We start from the raw sequence: 17,418 nt of genomic DNA on the forward strand, positions 1-17,418 counted from the left end.
AAGCACGCCTTTGCTCTTTGGAGTGGAGGCGTGCCATTTCGGCGGCTTGCAATAGAACTTGCAACAGTGGCTGCCAACAGTGCTCGCTGCGTTCCTACGCAATCGTTAGGTTCCTTTAGCGGGTCTTTCGGGGGGTGGCTTCCATGGCGCTCCAGCTTGTTTGGTTCAAGCGAGACCTGCGGGTGAAGGACCACCAGCCCCTGCAGCAGGCTTTGCTCAGTGGGCCAGTGTTGCCGCTCTATGTCGTTGAGCCCGAGTTGTGGCAGCAGCCAGACGCCTCCGAGCGGCAGTGGTTGTTTTGCCGAGAGTCGTTGTTGGATTTGCGCCTCGCTCTTGCGCAGCTCGGCCAGCCGTTGCTGGTGCGCACTGGTGATGTGTTGGAGGTGTTCGAGCGGGCCCATCGTCAATTTGGTCTTGATGGGCTCTGGAGCCATGAAGAAACCGGAAATGGTTGGACGTATCAGCGCGATCAACGGGTCGCCCGCTGGTGCCGGCAGCATGGGATCCCTTGGAAGGAGATCCCCCAATTTGGGGTGATCCGCCGGCTGCGGTCGCGCAATCGTTGGGCCAAACGCTGGGAAGCGCAGATGGCCGAGCCGATCACGCCTTCCCCGTTAGGACTGCCATCGATTGAGGGGATCGAGGCTGGCCTCATTCCTGAGCGCCCCCATCCGGCGTTGGCTGCCGATCCTTGCCCGCATCGTCAAAGCGGCGGACGTTCCATGGCCTTGCTGGAGCTGAACGATTTCCTCGAACATCGCGCGCCAGGGTATGCACGCTCCATCTCCAGCCCCAATACGGCCTTCACTGGTTGTTCGCGTCTTTCGGCTTATCTCACCTGGGGATGTCTCTCGATGCGAGAGGTGATCCAAACAAGCCGTGGCTTTAGCGGCCGTGGGATCAGCAGCTTTGAGTCACGCCTGCATTGGCATTGCCACTTCATCCAAAAGCTGGAAGCGCAGCCAGCGATTGAATTCGAAGATTTTCATCCGTTCATGCGGGGGTTGCGCCGCGCTGATGATCAGCGGCTTGCCGCCTGGGCGGAGGGAAGGACTGGAGTGCCTTTCGTGGATGCCTGCATGCGTGCCTTGCGGGCCCACGGTTGGATCAACTTCAGGATGCGAGCGATGTTGATGTCGTTTGCCAGCTACCACCTCTGGTTGCCGTGGCGAGATAGCGGCCTTCATCTGGCGCGACAGTTTGTGGACTATGAGCCCGGGATCCACTGGAGCCAGTGCCAGATGCAGTCAGGCAGCACGGCCATCAATACGGTGCGGGTCTACAACCCGATCAAACAGGGGCAAGACCATGACTTGAAGGGTGCCTTCATTCGCACTTGGCTTCCTGAACTCCATCTGGTTCCTGATGTCTACGTGCATGAGCCGTGGAAGTTGTCGATGGCAGCGCAACGCCAAGCCGGGCTTGAGCTTGGAGTGGATTACCCCCTGCCCATGGTGGAACCTGCGCTTGCGGCTCGGGAAGCGAAGCAGAGGATTTGGGCGATCAGGGAGCGCTCTGGGTTTTCTGCCATCGCCGATGGCATTCAGCAGCGCCATGGGTCGAGACGTTCAGGCTTATCTCCGACGGGTTCGGGTCGCCGTCGACGACGGCGAAACCCTGCGCCTGATGATTCCCAACAACTCACGCTAGATCTTTAACTTCTCTTCAGCAGCAAGCGGCGGATCACCCTCTGGGCAATGTCGCCGTAGCCCATCTCACCAGAGAGAATTTGGGCAATGCGCCGCGGGGCAGTGGGGCGCTTGATGCCCAGTTGATAGCCCACGTTTGGAAAGCGATAAAACACTTGGGCAATGCGACGCCCCCAAGCCATCGAATCACCCCAGCGTTCGCGCATGCGCTTTGTGTACTTGGAGAGGTCAGGCTCAGTTCCGTTGAGCCAAGAATCGAGACTCACGGCTGCTTCGCAGCCGCTCATCAGTGATGGCCTGAGGCCTTCGGCAAGGAAGGGGTCGCAGAGCGATGCGGCATCACCGACTGCCACGATCCCTTTGCCGTGAAGAGGTGTGTGGCCATTCCAAACTCTTAAATCCGCTGTCTGTCGCAGTCCGGCTGTGGAGGCAAATCCCAGATCTGGTAAGAGTTGTTCGAGCACGGCTTCCGCGTCACTGGCCCGACGTCCAATAAACGTGCCAACACCCACATTGATGCCGTTCGCCAGTGGGAACGCCCAGGCGAAACCATGGTGAACGAGCCCAAATTCAAACCTCGCTGTTCCTGGTTGCAAGGTCCCCATTCCTTCGAGTCGAACGGAGAGCGTCTTGGCCAGGTGCAGATCTCGTGGGCCGATCCCCAAGCGTGTGGGCCAGGGAGAACCTGAGCCATCAGCCAGAACCACGGCTTTGGCCTCGAGCACTTCACTGTCTTTGCTGTGAACAAGCCAATGGTTATCAGACGGCTGAAGGTTTGTGACCTCGAAGGGTCGCTTCAGCTCTGCCCCTAAAGCGATCGCTTGCTCCAGCAAGAGTGCGTCGAGCCGTTCACGCTTGACGATCCAGAAGGGTGCAGAGCCTGGAAGCTCAGCGACCACGGGATCGGTGAGACACCAGCTGAAATCAACCTGTTTGATGACGTCATCAACAGCTGGTTGAAGGTCGAAGGGGAACCACTGCTGAACGGAGGCCGCCATCCCACCAGCGCATGGCTTGACTCGTTCTGATGGGTCGCGTTCCAGGACGGTGACGCGATGCCCTAATCGGGCTAAATGGAAGGCCGTGCTGGAGCCGGCCGCACCGGCTCCGATGACAGCAACGTCAGTGGTGCTCAAACCTTGAGGATTTCAACCTCTTTATCAGCTAAGTGTTTTTCAAGTTCTGCGATGAAACGGTCGGTTGTTTTTTGAACTTTATCTTGCTCATCTCGGCTTTGATCTTCTGATAAATCTCCCTCCTTCTCTTGTTTCTTGATTTTGTCGATGGCGTCTCGGCGCACGCTGCGCAAGGCCACTTTTCCCTCCTCTGAGTATTTAGCGGCAAGTTTGCAGAACTCTTTGCGTCGTTCTTCTGTGAGTGGTGGCACGTTGATGCGAATGACCTTGCCGTCATTGTTTGGGGTAAAGCCCAGGTCACTTGTCGCGATTGCCTTTTCGATCAGTGCCAGAGATCCGATGTCGAAGGGTTGAACGGCAATCGTTTGCGAGTCGGGAGTGGAGAGAGACGCGAGGGATTTCAGGGGTGTATCGGCCCCGTAGTACTCGACATTGATCCGATCCAATAACGAAGGATTGGCTCGGCCGGTACGGATGGTGTTGAAGTTGCGCTGGGTGGCTTCCACCGACTTGCGCATGTTGGCTTCGAGATCGGAGTTCGACATGACGATGACTAGTTGCTGATACGAGAACCGATGGGTTCCCCGGCCACGGCTCTGCCGATGTTGCCAGGTTCAAACAAATTGAAAACAACAATGGGAATATTGTTGTCTTTGCAAAGAGCGATGGCCGTGCTGTCCATCACGGCGAGCTCTCCGCTGAGCACCTGTTGAAAGGTCAAGGAGTCGTAACGAACGGCATCGGGGAATTGATGGGGATCTTTGTCGTACACACCGTCAACCTTGGTGGCTTTGAACACCACATCAGCGCTGATTTCGGCCGCCCGTAAAGCCGCCGTGGTGTCGGTGGTGAAGAAGGGATTGCCACAACCTGCTCCAAACACGACCACCCTGCCTTTCTCTAGGTGGCGCATCGCGCGCCTACGGATGTAGGGCTCTGCCACCTCTTGCATTTCAATGGCGGTCTGGACGCGAGTGGGAATGCCGGCTCGTTCCAGTCCGTCTTGCAGGGTGATGGCATTCATCACGGTGGCGAGCATGCCGACGTAGTCAGCGGTGGCGCGATCCATGCCTGCGGCAGAACCTTTCAAGCCTCTGAAAATGTTTCCCCCGCCAACAACAATCGCCAATTGAGTGCCAGTGGCAACAACCTTGGCAACATCGGTGGCGATGGCCTGAACAATTGCTGGATCGATTCCGTAGCCCTGATTGCCCATCAGCGCTTCACCGCTGAGCTTCAGGAGGGCACGCGCGTAGGCCATTCAACATCCTTATCTGTAGGACAGTAGCAAGGCTGTTCTTGGGGGGTCGAGAAAGCTAATTCGCTTCTGAAGTTGCCTTAGCGCATGGGTGCGTAGGGCACCAGATCACTGTGGACGGCCCGTTCCAAACGCGATTCCTTAGAGCGCGATCCCTTAAAAAGCGATTCCTTAGAACTCGATTCCTTGCTGAGCTTTGACGCCCTGTTCTCGGAAGGGGTGCTTGACGAGGGACATCTCCGTCACCAAATCGGCTCTTTGAATCAGTCCTTCGGGGGCGCCTCTGCCGGTGAGGGCAACGTGGGTGAGCTCAGGCCGTTCATCGAGACCTTGCAGGACTTGATCGAGTTCGAGGTAGCCAAGCTTCAAGGCCACATTCACCTCGTCCAGCACCACCAGTTTTTGTTTGGGGTCTCTGAGGTAAGAGAGCGAGGTCTCCCAAGCCGCTTGCACCAGCTGACGATCACGCTCTCGATCTTGGGTTTCCCAGGTGAAACCCTCGCCCAGGGCATGCCAGCTCAAGGCATCTCCAAAGGCTTTCAGTGCTTTGGCTTCTCCAGGCTCCCAGCCTCCTTTGATGAATTGGACAACGGCCACCTGGTGTCCATGACCAAGGGTCCTTAAGGCCAAGCCAAGAGACGCGGTGGTCTTGCCCTTGCCGTGGCCGGTGAAGACCAAGACCAATCCCTTTTCAACACTGCGTTCAGACACCCGTTGGCGCTGCACGTCTTGACGGCGTGCCATGCGCTTTCGGTAAGCATCGGCGTCTTTCTCTGGAGCCAAATCGCCGCCCATGCCCAGGGATTCGGCTGATTGGTCCAAGGCTGCTGGGTCCACAGACGATGGGTCCACAGGCGATGGGTCCACAGGCGATGGCTTTGCTGCTGACGTTGGATCCGAGCTCATGACATCTCCCCAGTTGTCTCCAGCATGCCGCTGGAAGGGCAGCGCGCTGTGATGCGCTGGAGAGCCGCTCCGGCCAGCAAAGACTGCTCAACGTTGCAAAAGCCGATCTCCCGCAACTGTTTGGGGATGTCGTCCTCGAGCAAAGCAATGGCCGTTTCCGTCTCAAACAATGCGCAGAACAGTTGTTGGGGAAGTTTCAAAAATGGACCAGCCGGGTGGAGGTCCACCACCACCAGCCAGCCTCCTGGTCTCAGCAATTCCAAACAGGACAGCAACACCTGTTGGCGTTCTTTGCGAGGGAATTCATGCAGCGCCAGGCTGATTTGAATGGCATCAAAGCTGGCTGGTGCGCAGGGCGGAGCTTCTGCCAGGCCCTCAATGCAGGTGAGGAGCGGCTGACGGGTGGCGGCGAGTTCTAGGACCTTGGGTGAGACATCGAGGCCCGTGACCTGAAACCCGGCTTCGATCCATGGCGCTGCCGCCTCTCCTGAACCACAGCAGAAGTCGAGCACCTTGGCCCCCCTGGGCAGAACGGGATCGAGCGCTGAGAGCCCAAGGCTGCGCAGTTGGTCGACTCCTCCAACACTCAGCGCGGAGATCCCTGTAACGGTGTCATAAATCCAGCGATAGCGATAGGCCAGTTGGCGAAGGGGGGATGTCATCAGGCTTCTCTCCTTGCTAGCGCTGCATCGACGGCCTGTTGCTGATCTCGTCTGGTGATCCAGTGGTGATAGGTGCGGGTGTGGATCGCTACGGAATGTCCCATCATCCTGGCGGCCACGGTATCGGGAAGTCCGATGTGGATGGTGCGTACAGCCCAGGCATGGCGAAGGTCGTAGGGCGTAAGGGGAACGTCGTACCGCCTGAACTGCTCTGCCACACGCCGCCCGACTTGTTGGAGCGTGGTGTGGCGCAAATCGGTGCAAACCGGCGGCAGGGCCGCGGCCTTTGAGGCGAGATGCGTCAAGTTGAAGCGGTCCACCCACTCTGGATGGAAGGGCCAAACCTGATGCTCACCGGTTTTGGTTGTGGGAAGGACGCGGATGACCCTGTCCCCTCCCTCCGCCAAAGCCGAGACATCCGTAAAAAACACTTCATGGTTGCGCAGTCCATAGGTGGCCATCAGTCCGTAAACAAGACGCCAACCCGGATTGGGAATGCGCAGCATGGCCTCCAAAATTTGCGGGTCGCTGGGCAACTGCCGAAAACGAGCGCGGTGCAGGCCATATCCCCCCGCTTCTGCACGCCAGGCATCCGGTAGCGGCAGGTTTTGATGACGGGCGAGTGCTCCTAGGGCCGTGGAACACTGTTGGCGACTTCGGCTTCCATCGGGATAGCTGTTCAAGGTCAGCAGCAATAGGTCAGGGGTGAGGGATGCGTGCTGTTCCAGAGCCAAGGCCTTGAGGCGTCGGAGGTAGGGCTGGTAGGCCCCGCTCCAAGTGGTGCGGCTACCCGCTGGGGAGCGCCGCCGGCGGGGGTCGGCGAAAAATGCTTGTTTAAAGGTCTCTAGATCGCGTTCTAGGGGGTGGGCTAATGGGGTGGATGCGCCCGGTGGGTTGTTCTGCTGAACCTTTTGCTTCGGTAACCATTGGTCCCATTCAAAAAGCTGTCGGTGCAATTGCAGCTCCACAAGCTGCACGATGCGTTCCGCCTCTTTCAACCCATTCAGGTCGGCCACCAGTCCCAGACTCAGGCGCTGGGTTTTCCATTGGTTGGGTTGCTGACGGCATGGAAGCCGTCCCCGCAGATTGAGTTTTTGCCCGCGTCGCTCCACACGAAGACCACAGCCCTGCTCGGCCAAGGCCGCATTGGCGGCCGCGATCGCGGTGTCGAAGTTCATGACCCTGTAAAGACAGCGTCACCATGACGTTGATGGGAGTTACGCTCAACCCCTAAGAATCAAGAATTTTCCATGGCTCGGGTTGGCATTCTTCTGCTCAATCTGGGTGGTCCAGAACGGATTCAGGATGTTGGCCCCTTTCTGTACAACCTGTTTGCAGATCCAGAAATTATTCGGCTGCCCAACCCAATCCTGCAGAAACCCCTCGCTTGGTTGATCAGCACGTTGCGCAGTAGTAAGTCGCAGGAGGCGTATCGATCAATCGGAGGAGGTTCTCCTCTCCGCCGCATCACTGAGCAGCAAGCGCGAGAACTTCAGAGCCTGTTACGCCAGCGTGGAGTGGACGCGACCAGCTATGTGGCCATGCGCTACTGGCACCCGTTTACCGAGTCGGCCGTTGCTGATATCAAGGCTGATGGCATTGATGAGGTGGTTGTTCTTCCCCTCTACCCCCATTTTTCAATCAGTACCAGCGGCTCGAGCTTCCGTGAGCTCCAACGCCTTCGGCAAATGGACGAACGCTTTGAGGCGTTGCCTTTGCGCTGTATTCGCAGTTGGTACGACCATCCAGGCTATGTGCGCTCGATGGCTGAACTCATCGCCGAGCAAGTTCGCGCCAGTGACGATGTCGAAAAAGCCCATATCTTCTTCAGTGCCCATGGCGTGCCGAAGAGCTATGTGGAAGAGGCCGGCGATCCTTATCAGCAGGAGATTCAAGCTTGCGCGGCTCTGATCATGGCTGAATTGGAGACCATTGTTGGCCACTCCAATCCCCATACCCTGGCTTATCAGAGCCGAGTTGGGCCAGTGGAATGGCTGAAGCCTTACACCGAGGAAGCCCTGGAAGAGCTCGGCCGGGCGAAGACGCAAGATCTCGTGGTGGTTCCCATCAGTTTTGTGAGCGAGCACATTGAAACGCTTGAGGAAATTGATATTGAGTACCGCGAACTCGCGACCGAGTCAGGCGTCGTGAATTTCCGACGGGTGAGGGCCCTCGATACCTATCCACCTTTTATCGCTGGATTGGCTGATTTAGTCGTTGCCAGCCTTGAGGGGCCTGAGGTGAATCTCGACCAGGCGGCTGAACTGGCCACCACCGTGAAGCTCTATCCCCAGGAAAAGTGGGAGTGGGGTTGGAACAACAGCTCGGAGGTTTGGAATGGACGCTTGGCCATGGTTGGTTTTTCCGCCTTCCTTCTCGAGCTGATCAGTGGCCATGGCCCACTGCATGCTGTTGGTTTGCTTTAAACAGTGCCAATTGGTGAGATGGCCACTTAATCTTGAGGGTCAGATCCTTATGAGGCAGCCGTGACCCTGACATCCGTTCCCACGGCCGCGGATGCGTTGGATTGGAACGGTCAACGCCGTATCACCGGCGCCCACGCCTTGATGAATGCCCTCAGGCTTCATGGCGTCGACACCATTTTTGGCTATCCGGGCGGTGCGATCCTGCCGATCTATGACGCTCTGCATATCGCCGAAAGCGAAGGCTGGCTGAAGCACATTTTGGTGCGTCATGAGCAGGGTGGTACCCATGCGGCCGATGCCTATGCCCGTGCTACGGGTCGCGTTGGCGTTTGTTTTGGAACGTCTGGCCCTGGAGCCACCAATCTGGTGACGGGCATTGCCACGGCCCAAATGGACTCTGTTCCCATGGTGGTGATTACAGGGCAAGTGCCTCGGCCAGCGATCGGCACGGATGCTTTTCAGGAAACAGATATCTTTGGCATCACCTTGCCAATCGTGAAGCACTCCTGGGTGGTTCGTGACCCAGCTGATCTTGCTTCCGTGGTGGCACAGGCTTTCCTGATCGCCTCGTCAGGACGCCCTGGCCCCGTGCTGATTGATATCCCAAAAGATGTCGGTCAAGAAGAATTCGATTACGTCCCAGTCCCACCCGGATCGATCCATCCGCCTGGGTTCAGGCAGCCAGCCCAGCCTTCGGTTCAGGCGGTGAACGAGGCGCTTGCGTTGATTCGTGCATCGAGTCGTCCCCTCTTTTACGTCGGGGGTGGTGCGGTGAGCGCAGGGGCCCATGACAGCCTCCAAGTCTTGGCGGAGCGCTTCCAGATCCCGGTGACCACCACGTTGATGGGGAAGGGCGCTTTTGACGAGAATCATCCTCTCGCCTTAGGCATGCTGGGGATGCATGGCACGGCATACGCCAATTTCGCAGTCACAGACTGCGATCTATTGATCGCCGTTGGGGCTCGTTTTGATGACCGGGTGACAGGCAAGCTCGACACATTTGCTCCCAAGGCCAAGGTCATTCATTTTGAGATTGATCCTGCTGAGGTGGGGAAAAACAGGCGCCCCGATGTGGTCGTTCTCGGTGATGTGGGTTTAGGTCTGGCGAAGCTTGTCGATCAGAGTCTCCAGCATTCCGCCGAGCAGAGGACCGCGTCTTGGTTGGAACAGATCAACACCTGGAAGGAGCTTTACCCGCTCACCATCCCGGCCAAGGAGGGAGCGATCTTTCCGCAAGAAGTGTTGTTGGCTGTCCGGGATCTGGCCAGTGACGCCATCATCACGACCGATGTAGGCCAACATCAGATGTGGGCTGCGCAGTACCTGCGCAATGGGCCGCGTTGTTGGATCAGCAGTGCTGGGCTGGGAACGATGGGATTTGGAATGCCAGCGGCTCTCGGTGCGCAGGTGGCGTTCCCGGATCAGAAAGTGGTTTGCATTGCTGGTGATGCAAGCATCCTGATGAATATTCAGGAACTTGGAACCCTGGCGCAGTATTCACTCCCTGTGAAAGTTGTGATTGTGAATAACCACTGGCAGGGAATGGTTCGGCAGTGGCAGGAAAGCTTCTACAACGAGCGATATTCAGAATCCGACATGCTCAATGGCATGCCTGACTTCAGTGCTTTAGCGAGGGCTTTTGGGGTTGATGGCGTCAAGATCACCGAACGAGATGATCTGCACAGCAAGCTGAGTGAAGCGTTTTCGACCCCTCGTCCAACCTTGATTGATGTCCATGTCAGGCGCGGCGAAAACTGCTATCCGATGGTTCCACCGGGTGCCAGCAATGCGCAGATGGTGGGTCTACCCTCCCATCCTGAGTTGGCTCAGGACCCCAGATGATCATGTCCGGATGTTTTCGCCTTCCCAGCCAGCGACCACTGTTTCTGCAGCGCTTGCGCAGCGAGTCTGTGATCCGTTTTTGCTCCAGTCTTCTGATCTTGTTGGTCGTTTTGGTGGCTTCACCATTGCCATCGATGGCCGCAGAAGTGTTGCAAGTGCGTTCGTCCACGCTTCTCCAGATTGGAGATAGCAACCGCAATTACAGCGTTCGTTTGGCTTGTATTGCAGTCGATCCTGTCAATGAAGCGGATGCTGTCGATCTTTTGAAAAAAGCCGTGCCGCGACGCAAACGGGTGAACCTGCGTCCGGAGGGAAATGAAGATGGTGTTTTGATTGCCCGCGTGACCCCTCTCGATGCCGATCAGGACCTTGGGGGGTCCCTGCTAGCAACCGGTTTGGCGACGTCCAGTTGCCCTGCAGGCTGAGATGGGAAAAAATCGCTTCGCGGCCGGCATCGTGATGGTGCCCTGCTTGCTTCTATCAGCTGCTTTTTTTAGTACGGCGGTCTGGGGTGATGTGCCAGGAGAAAATCAATCCCTTGCTCTCGGACTGGGAGGGCTGCTTTTGGCGGCAGGTTTGCTCGCCCTGTTGATCCCAGCGACAAATCCTGAGACAAAAGAGGACGAAACGGATCCATCTCCCTAAATTTCGACAAAGGCCCTTTCTCTCATGACCCCTCCAGCTGAGGTCCCCATGAGTGACCGTGTTTCTGATTCGGGATGGGGGAACCTCTTCAGAGGTCTCCCCATCGGTCATGGTTTGATCGTGGCGGCAAGCCTGCTGGGATGCCAAGCTCTCGCGGCTAGCACGCAGGAAAGAGCCCCCGTGCTTGCGCTCATGTCAGATGGGTATCAGCCTGCTCATGCGGTTTTTCGTCAAGGTTTTGCTCTCGGGGAAGAGCATGTTCGAGCCTGTGGATCTTCTCCCTCGCTTGTGGAGTGGCGCACGGTCGGTCTCGATGTCGATCCGGCTCCCCTTCTAGGGTCCAGCCGTTCTTTAGTGATTGCGCCGTTTGCGACGGAACTGCCTCGTTTTTCTCGACTCGCCCAGGATCACCAGATCAATGTGATTCTTCCCTATCAGCGCGGTGCGTCTTTAAATCAATTGGTGCCGCTTGATCCCCAGGGATTGCTGCATCCTTTAAGCCCTTCCCAGCAGTCGGAAATCGACCAACTGGCTGCCGACACCCTGGAGCAGGGATGGCGAAGAATCATGGTGGTTGCCGATCCTGCTGATCGCGCTGCAGAGATGGTGGATGCCTATACGGAGGCTTTCAAGCAACTGGGAGGCAAGGTGGAAACCTATGAGAAGGCCCTCGTTCAGCAGGTCAACGCTGATGATGCCTCCGCGGTGAACCAATTGATCCAAGATCTGGCTTGGAAACGTCCTGCTGCCATTGCTCTGGCCGCTGATCCCTCTAGTCGGTTGGCGATGCTCTTGGATCAAGCCCAGACCGATGGTCGGCTAAGGGGAGCTTCGCCTGCGACACCGGCGAGGATTTGGCTGATGCCCGTGATCCGTCTTGATGCCGTGCCTCCAAAGCCTTGGGCACAATTGACCCCTGACCAACCGGCCCATGGTCCCGGTTGGTCTTCCTTCGCAACGTCTTATCAGCAGCGTTGGGGGCAGGCTCCGGACCTCTTAGCGGCCTCTGGTTTTGATGCGGCCCGTCTTGTGGCTCTGTCCATGCTTGCTCCCGCGCCCGTATCAGAGGAAGGTCTCCGTGACCCCATCGGTTGGCTTGATCCGGATGCTGAGGTTCAGCCCTTGTGTGAGGCGATCGCTCTGCGCCAGCAAGGTCAGCCCGTTCGTCTAGCAGGGGCTGCCAGTGATCTGGCCTTGAGACCCGGACAGATCCCATCGGGAACGGCAACCACGCGATTGATCGCTCCGCAGTCGGGCGCTGATCGTGATGGGAGCCTTTAAAGCCGGTGTTGCGTCTTAGTGAGCTCCGTCTTCCGCTGGATCACGGCCCCGATGATCTAGAGCAAGCGGTGCTGCGATACCTCAAGATCCCACGGGCGCGCCTTCTCGATTGTCAGTTGGTGAAGCGGAGTGTTGATGCCCGTCGTCGCGATCGCATTCAGCTGATTTATTCCGTGGATGTTGCCTTAGATGGTGAAGCGGCGCTGATGCGCCGAAGGCACGGCGATCGAAGACTTCGTCCAACCCCAGACACTCATTACCGCTATGTCGCCCGTGCCCCGGAAGGGATTGGCGGGCACTCCGAGCAGCGGCCTGTGGTGGTCGGCGCTGGCCCCTGTGGTTACTTTGCGGCTCTTCTTCTGGCTCAGATGGGGTTTCGCCCCTTGTTGCTCGAACGGGGACAGCCCGTGAAACAACGAACGGCGGATACGTTTGGATTTTGGCGCCGAACCGCTGGGTTCAATCCGGAATCCAATGCCCAGTTTGGCGAGGGCGGTGCCGGAACCTTTTCGGACGGGAAGCTTTACAGCCAGGTCAGTGATCCTGATCATTACGGCTGCAAAGTTCTGGAAGAACTGGTGGCCTGTGGTGCCAATCGTGAGATTCTCACGCAGCACCGACCCCATATCGGCACCTTCAAATTGGCCACGGTGGTGCGGGGCTTGCGGGCCAAAATCGAGGCGCTCGGTGGGGAGGTTCGTTTCGGCAGTCGGGTGGATCAGCTCTTGCTGGAACCTTGCGCGGGACCTCCTGGTTCAGATCATGCTTCAGGGAAGTCCCAGCGAGTGGTTGGCTTGTCCTTGGCGGATGGGACGTCCTTGCCCTGTCGTCAGGTGGTGTTAGCTCCAGGGCATTCAGCCCGAGACAGCTTCCAGATGCTTCAGCAGGCTGGCGTCGCGCTTGAAGCCAAGCCCTTTGCGGTCGGCTTTCGCATTGAGCATCCCCAAGCGTTGGTCGACGAAGCTCGCTGGGGGCTGAATGCAGGCCATCCCCTCCTCGGCGCCGCGGAATACAAGCTTGTTCACCATGCGGCCAATGGTCGCTGTGTTTACAGCTTTTGCATGTGCCCTGGCGGATTGGTGGTTGGAGCCACGTCCGAGACGGGCCGGGTGGTGACCAATGGCATGAGCCAGCATTCACGCAACGAGCGCAATGCCAACGCCGCCTTGGTTGTTCCTGTGGAGCAGGAGGACTTGGCGGCCTACGCCGCCTGGCCGGGGGATCCCTTGGCCGGTCTTGCTTTCCAGCGGGCGCTGGAACAACAAGCGTTTGTTTTAGGGGGGGCTGATTACAGCGCCCCGGTGCAGCGGCTCCAGGATTTCTTGGCCGGACGGCCCACAACGGAACTCGGTGCCATCGGCGCTTCTTATCAACCTGGCGTGTCACCAAGTGATTTACGCAGCCTTTTGCCGATGCCGATGGTGACGGCATTGCAGGAAGCTTTGCCTCTCTTTGCTCGTCGCATCAAGGGGTATGACCATCCCGATGCGTTGTTAACAGCAGTGGAAACCCGCACATCGTCTCCCCTGAGAATTCCTCGCGACGACCATTTCGAGTCGATTAATACGCTGGGTCTCACGCCTGCTGGCGAAGGGGCTGGCTACGCGGGGGGGATTCTTTCTGCAGCGATTGATGGCATTCGTGTCGCAGAGGCTGTGGGCTTGCGGCTGGGTTCTTCACTCTGAGGAGTCAGCAGCTTGACCAACGATTCCGCTCCACTGCACCGCTTTCACTTGATCGCGACGCCAGGAGTGGAAGAGGCTTGGCTCTGAAATGGTGCAGAGAGGGCAGAGACTGATCTGTTGATCTGGAATACCGCAGCGTTGCAGTTGCTCACGGGCGGCGAGACGAATATCGAGGCGACACCTGTTTGGCTCTGGATCGGGCAGAAGGATCCCCAGAGCTTCCATGTCGCTGAGCTTGAGAGAACGATCGGAATCGAGGGCTTGTCCCACCTGCTCCGCCACGGTTGTCTCAACCTGATAGAGAGCACCACTGACGGCTGGACCAAGGGCCACAATCAGCTGTTCCGGCTTCGCTCCTCGCGTTGTTAAACGCCGAATGGCCGCAGGAAGAATGCCACTGGCGACCCCTCGCCAGCCTGCATGACAAGCAGCAACGTGACCATTCGTGGGGTCTGCAAGCAGTACGGGGGTGCAATCGGCACCGCAAACCCAGAGACTTTGGCCACCACGGTTGCTCACCAGACCATCAGCCTCAGGCCAGGGAGACGCGCTGGCTTCGTCAGCATTCAGAACTCGGTTTCCGTGAACCTGTTGGGGGCGATGGACACTCACCCCAGCCGATAGGTAGGCCGCTAAGGCATCAGGCCCTCGGTTTTGCCAAAGACGGGTGAAAAATCCATGTTCGAACCCTGCGGCCTGCATCGCATCCGAGGTGAGGTAGTAGCCGCCGTAGCAGCCCACCCATGTCCAATGCTCCAGGGTGTTGAACAGGTTGTCGGGCTGACGGAATGGTTCGGCAGCAGTGGTCATGGTTCTGCTTGATCCCGCAGCATCCAAAACCCTTCAAAACGCTCGGCGTCTGGGGAGGTTTGAACAGCGATGAACTGCAAACCGTCAGCATGCTCCGCGGCCTGTGTCATCAGTGCTGAGACGTGGACGGCTTCCTCTGAGCTGAGATCGCTCACAAGCCAGCAGTCATCCTGACCTGCCTCCAGGAGGAGTTGGGTGCCGCTCACTCTGAGACGAACCGGTTCAATTCCACCGAGCAGTCCAGCGAGGGCTAATCCCCTGGTTTGGCTGAATAGGCGCAATCCTGGGATGATTTGGTCATCGTTAATCGTGTTGGGAACGGGGAGCAGGCCTCGGAATCCGATGGGCCATCCGGTGGCTTCACGCAGGGATGCGGCGGGAAGTTCGGCCCAATTCCAGGCATCACCCCGAACGGATTCCGGTAACGGACGAGGAGGCGTACTGACCGGGGCAGGAGGGGGCGCAAGAGGACCTGCCATGTACCCCTCTTCCTTGGGGTAGAGATCCTGTTCGCGCTCAGCGATCCAATCGAATAAGGCATAGGTGCGACGGCTTGGAACCATCTCGAGGCCCAGTTCAGAAGCAGCTCTCTGAACCATGGTGCGCATGGAGCTTCTCCAAGAACGCAGCTTTCGAGGAACGGCCCAGCCTTGCTGTTGAGCTGCCGCCATGGCTTCTGTGAGAGCGCTGGTTAACCAGGTGGAATTAACACTGGTCGCTGGACAGCGTTTTTCGAAGCGAAAACTGGTTGTCGTTCCTTCACAGGGGGAGCTGACGATCAGCAGCTCCCAACGTTTTTTTCCATCAGGCTCGAGGATCGGCCTGGAATAGAAATCGAGTTCCCAGTCGCCTGAAAGGATTCCGCTTGAACGTTCACTCGCATCGTTCTGGATCTGTTCGGCGGACATCATCCAGCTGATTGTTCCTGTTGCTTCAGGACGTTACGAGCCCTGTTGGCTCGATCGGTTGCTTCTGCCATCACTTTGTCTTTATCGACAAGTAATTCACCAGGTTGTCCCTCCAACATGGCTGTGTTCAGGGTGATTCGGCCGCGACCAGGATCCAATTCCGTGATTAAGGCTTTGACAGCGTCGCCTTGATCGAAGATTTCGCGCATCGAGCGCATGCTGCCTCCGGTAATGGCGGATTGGTGCAGAAGTCCGCTGATCCCTCCGAGATCCACGAACAGTCCATAGGGCTTGATCGACGCCACATGACCCTCCACCAGCTGTCCGATCTCTAGTTCTGAGAAACGGGCGGCAGTGGCAGCTCTCTTCTCGGAAAGGACCAATTTCCGCGTTTCAGAATTGACCTCGAGGAAGGCCACACCCAAGGTTTTGCCCACCAATGCTTCGTGGTTTTCACCATCCTGCAGTTGGGAACGGGGGATGAAGCCTCGTAGGCCCTCCAAATCGCAAGTCACACCACCACGGTTGAAACCGGTGACTTTCACTTGAGAAACCCTGCCCTCTTTCTCAAGCTGCTTCACCTTGTCCCAGCTTTGACGCAGGGCGAGCGCGCGGCAGCTGATGGTGACCATCCCATCAGCATTTTGTTCGCGCGTGACCAAGACTTCAATCTCAAGGCCCTTGGGGAATCTTTCCTTGAGGTTGGTGATCACTCCCAGACCACATTCGTTCTTGGGCATGAAGCCCGGGGCCTTGCCCCCGATGTCCACATAGACACCATCGCTTTCCATCCCGATGACGGTTCCTGTGACCACTTCTCCTGTGGTGCCCACCGGCTCGTTGGCATCGAGGGCTGCCAGGAAAGCACCCTCGTCAAAGTCAAAGTCGTCGACACTTCGATTGGAGGCTTTGGCAGGCCGTGGGCTTGATTTCGAGGATTTTGCATTGGAGTCGGATGGGCCAAGAAGATCAGCCATGCTCATGCCACTGAGCTCATCCGTCCCAAAGCGCAAATCGTCGTCGTCAACGGCCGATGGCTTTGCCGCCGACGTTGATGTCGACGTTGGGGCCATGGGGGGCTTAGCCGTGGTGTTTTGAGCTATTTGCGCCGCTTTCTCTAATTCAACAGCCCGTGCCATCGCGGCATCGGCGGCCGACCTCGCTTCTTCTGCCTCACGCCGAAGGCGATCCTGTTCGTCTTTGCGACTTATATGCATCACCTGCAGGGGCTTGCGCGGAGGCTGAGCTGCCGGGCTTTGCCCTTTGCTGTCCATGGATTGTTGGCTTTCTGATCCCGCCATGGGTCTCAATATCCTCGATCAGTCAGTCTGGCAGCAAATGGGAGGCGTGTCGGCCGATGACTGCACAAGCTCACTTGGGTCTTTCCACCACACGGCGCTTGGACAGCTTGAGTTGGCCAGAGGCGGAGAAAGCCTTACAGCAATCCGGTTCCACCGTGGTTTGGCCCATGGGCGCTTTTGAACAACACGGCCCCCATCTCCCTCTTTCCACCGATGCTCTGTTTTCTGAGCGGATCCTCGCCTCTGTGTTGTCAGAGCTCGCAGCAAATGCCCCGATTTGGAGCCTGCCCTCACAATCCATTGGATTTTCTCCAGAGCATGCAGGCTTTCCTGGAACCTTGAGCATGTCCTCGGGCTTGTTGACCCAACTGATCATCGAGGTGGGAACGCAGTTGAGTGCCCAAGGGGTGAAGCGCTTGGTGTTGTTCAACGCCCATGGGGGGCAGATTGGATTGCTTCAGGCTGCGGCAAGGGAACTGCGTGTTCAGTCGCCATCGATGGCGGTTCTTCCCTGCTTCTTGTGGAGTGGCGTACCTGGTTTGGATGCGTTGATTCCTGAGGAAGAGCTACAGGGCGGATTGCATGCCGCGCAGGCTGAGACCAGTTTGATGCTTGCTCTTGAGCCGCAGTTGGTGGGGGAGGCTCGTCCCGTTGACGGTGACCATCGCCAGCCCGCCTCTCTCGCCACTCCACCTCCTGGTTGGAGCTTGGAAGGAGCGGCCCCAACGGCCTGGCTGACATCTGACCTCAGTAGCAGTGGTGTGATCGGTGATTCACGCGCAGCCAGTGCCGAACTTGGTGAAGCCTTGGAGCGCTGCCTGGTGAGCCATTGGGAAAATCTCTTTGGCAGTTTGTTAGCTAGTGATTGGCCCCCTTCTCAACCTGTTGCGGTTGTCAACTGACCCTTCA

General features: G+C 57.8%; 17 protein-coding genes. 8 read left to right on the plus strand and 9 right to left on the minus strand.

Going from position 1 to position 17,418, the window contains the following annotated elements; genetic code table 11:
* Positions 1-143: 143 nt before the first annotated feature.
* Positions 144-1,658, plus strand: coding sequence for a deoxyribodipyrimidine photo-lyase (locus tag DXY38_RS10035; protein ID WP_115071528.1), 1,515 nt, complete (start codon positions 144-146; stop codon positions 1,656-1,658).
* On the opposite strand, the gene DXY38_RS10040 is transcribed toward DXY38_RS10035, so the two are convergent.
* The 6 genes from DXY38_RS10040 to DXY38_RS10065 form a co-directional block, all read right to left on the minus strand.
* A complete protein-coding gene (locus DXY38_RS10040; protein ID WP_115071529.1) occupies positions 1,655-2,785 on the minus strand; it encodes an NAD(P)/FAD-dependent oxidoreductase in 1,131 nt (376 codons plus the stop codon). The genes DXY38_RS10035 and DXY38_RS10040 overlap by 4 nt on opposite strands.
* Positions 2,782-3,330, minus strand: a complete 549-nt coding sequence (frr, locus tag DXY38_RS10045) for a ribosome recycling factor (protein ID WP_115071530.1) — start codon at positions 3,328-3,330, stop codon at positions 2,782-2,784. The genes DXY38_RS10040 and frr overlap by 4 nt, the downstream gene beginning before the upstream one ends.
* A gap of 8 nt (positions 3,331-3,338) precedes the next feature.
* Positions 3,339-4,046: a UMP kinase gene (pyrH, locus tag DXY38_RS10050; protein ID WP_006853383.1), complete on the minus strand. Its 708-nt coding sequence runs from the start codon at positions 4,044-4,046 to the stop codon at positions 3,339-3,341.
* A gap of 168 nt (positions 4,047-4,214) precedes the next feature.
* The gene (gene cobO / locus DXY38_RS10055) at positions 4,215-4,949 is read right to left on the minus strand and encodes a cob(I)yrinic acid a,c-diamide adenosyltransferase (protein WP_115071531.1); all 735 of its coding nucleotides are present in this window, start codon (positions 4,947-4,949) and stop codon (positions 4,215-4,217) included.
* Complete coding sequence (locus DXY38_RS10060; protein WP_115071532.1) at positions 4,946-5,611, minus strand: class I SAM-dependent methyltransferase; 666 nt, start codon at positions 5,609-5,611, stop codon at positions 4,946-4,948. The genes cobO and DXY38_RS10060 overlap by 4 nt, the downstream gene beginning before the upstream one ends.
* Positions 5,611-6,789: a site-specific integrase gene (locus DXY38_RS10065; protein ID WP_115071533.1), complete on the minus strand. Its 1,179-nt coding sequence runs from the start codon at positions 6,787-6,789 to the stop codon at positions 5,611-5,613. The genes DXY38_RS10060 and DXY38_RS10065 overlap by 1 nt, the downstream gene beginning before the upstream one ends.
* Before the next feature lie 72 nt (positions 6,790-6,861).
* Between DXY38_RS10065 and hemH the strand changes: the two genes are divergently transcribed.
* From hemH to DXY38_RS10095, 6 genes are read left to right on the plus strand one after another with little or no spacing between them, the layout of a single operon-like run.
* Positions 6,862-8,037 carry a ferrochelatase gene (gene hemH / locus DXY38_RS10070; RefSeq protein WP_115071534.1) on the plus strand — a complete coding sequence of 392 codons (1,176 nt, stop codon included), beginning with the start codon at positions 6,862-6,864 and terminating at the stop codon, positions 8,035-8,037.
* Positions 8,038-8,097: 60 nt separating this feature from the next.
* Positions 8,098-9,879: a biosynthetic-type acetolactate synthase large subunit gene (gene ilvB / locus DXY38_RS10075; RefSeq protein WP_115071535.1), complete on the plus strand. Its 1,782-nt coding sequence runs from the start codon at positions 8,098-8,100 to the stop codon at positions 9,877-9,879.
* Positions 9,880-9,881: 2 nt separating this feature from the next.
* The gene (locus DXY38_RS10080) at positions 9,882-10,304 is read left to right on the plus strand and encodes a thermonuclease (protein WP_115071628.1); all 423 of its coding nucleotides are present in this window, start codon (positions 9,882-9,884) and stop codon (positions 10,302-10,304) included.
* Position 10,305: 1 nt separating this feature from the next.
* The gene (locus DXY38_RS10085) at positions 10,306-10,524 is read left to right on the plus strand and encodes a GIVxVP protein (RefSeq protein ID WP_006853376.1); all 219 of its coding nucleotides are present in this window, start codon (positions 10,306-10,308) and stop codon (positions 10,522-10,524) included.
* Between the two features lie 48 nt (positions 10,525-10,572).
* On the plus strand, positions 10,573-11,805 hold the full coding sequence (locus DXY38_RS10090; protein ID WP_244279093.1) for an ABC transporter substrate-binding protein: 1,233 nt from the start codon (positions 10,573-10,575) through the stop codon (positions 11,803-11,805).
* 5 nt (positions 11,806-11,810) lie between these two features.
* Positions 11,811-13,490 carry an NAD(P)/FAD-dependent oxidoreductase gene (locus tag DXY38_RS10095; protein ID WP_115071537.1) on the plus strand — a complete coding sequence of 560 codons (1,680 nt, stop codon included), beginning with the start codon at positions 11,811-11,813 and terminating at the stop codon, positions 13,488-13,490.
* Here DXY38_RS10095 and pgeF read toward each other — a convergent pair.
* The 3 genes from pgeF to DXY38_RS10110 are packed head-to-tail and all read right to left on the minus strand — an operon-like array spanning position 13,482 to position 16,509.
* The gene (gene pgeF, locus DXY38_RS10100; RefSeq protein WP_115071538.1) at positions 13,482-14,300 is read right to left on the minus strand and encodes a peptidoglycan editing factor PgeF; all 819 of its coding nucleotides are present in this window, start codon (positions 14,298-14,300) and stop codon (positions 13,482-13,484) included. The two genes, DXY38_RS10095 and pgeF, sit on opposite strands and share 9 nt — an antisense overlap.
* Positions 14,297-15,208 (minus strand): Tab2 family RNA-binding protein, encoded by a 912-nt coding sequence (locus DXY38_RS10105; protein WP_115071539.1) that lies wholly within the window; start codon positions 15,206-15,208, stop codon positions 14,297-14,299. Before DXY38_RS10105 ends, pgeF begins: the two co-directional genes overlap by 4 nt.
* Positions 15,208-16,509, minus strand: coding sequence for a S1 RNA-binding domain-containing protein (locus tag DXY38_RS10110; RefSeq protein ID WP_170952918.1), 1,302 nt, complete (start codon positions 16,507-16,509; stop codon positions 15,208-15,210). The genes DXY38_RS10105 and DXY38_RS10110 overlap by 1 nt, the downstream gene beginning before the upstream one ends.
* Before the next feature lie 56 nt (positions 16,510-16,565).
* On the opposite strand from DXY38_RS10110, the gene DXY38_RS10115 reads away from it, so the two are divergent.
* Positions 16,566-17,411 carry a creatininase family protein gene (locus DXY38_RS10115; protein ID WP_115071540.1) on the plus strand — a complete coding sequence of 282 codons (846 nt, stop codon included), beginning with the start codon at positions 16,566-16,568 and terminating at the stop codon, positions 17,409-17,411.
* Positions 17,412-17,418 lie beyond the last annotated feature (7 nt).

The organism is Synechococcus sp. UW179B (genome assembly GCF_900474245.1).
GTDB lineage: Bacteria > Cyanobacteriota > Cyanobacteriia > PCC-6307 > Cyanobiaceae > Synechococcus_C.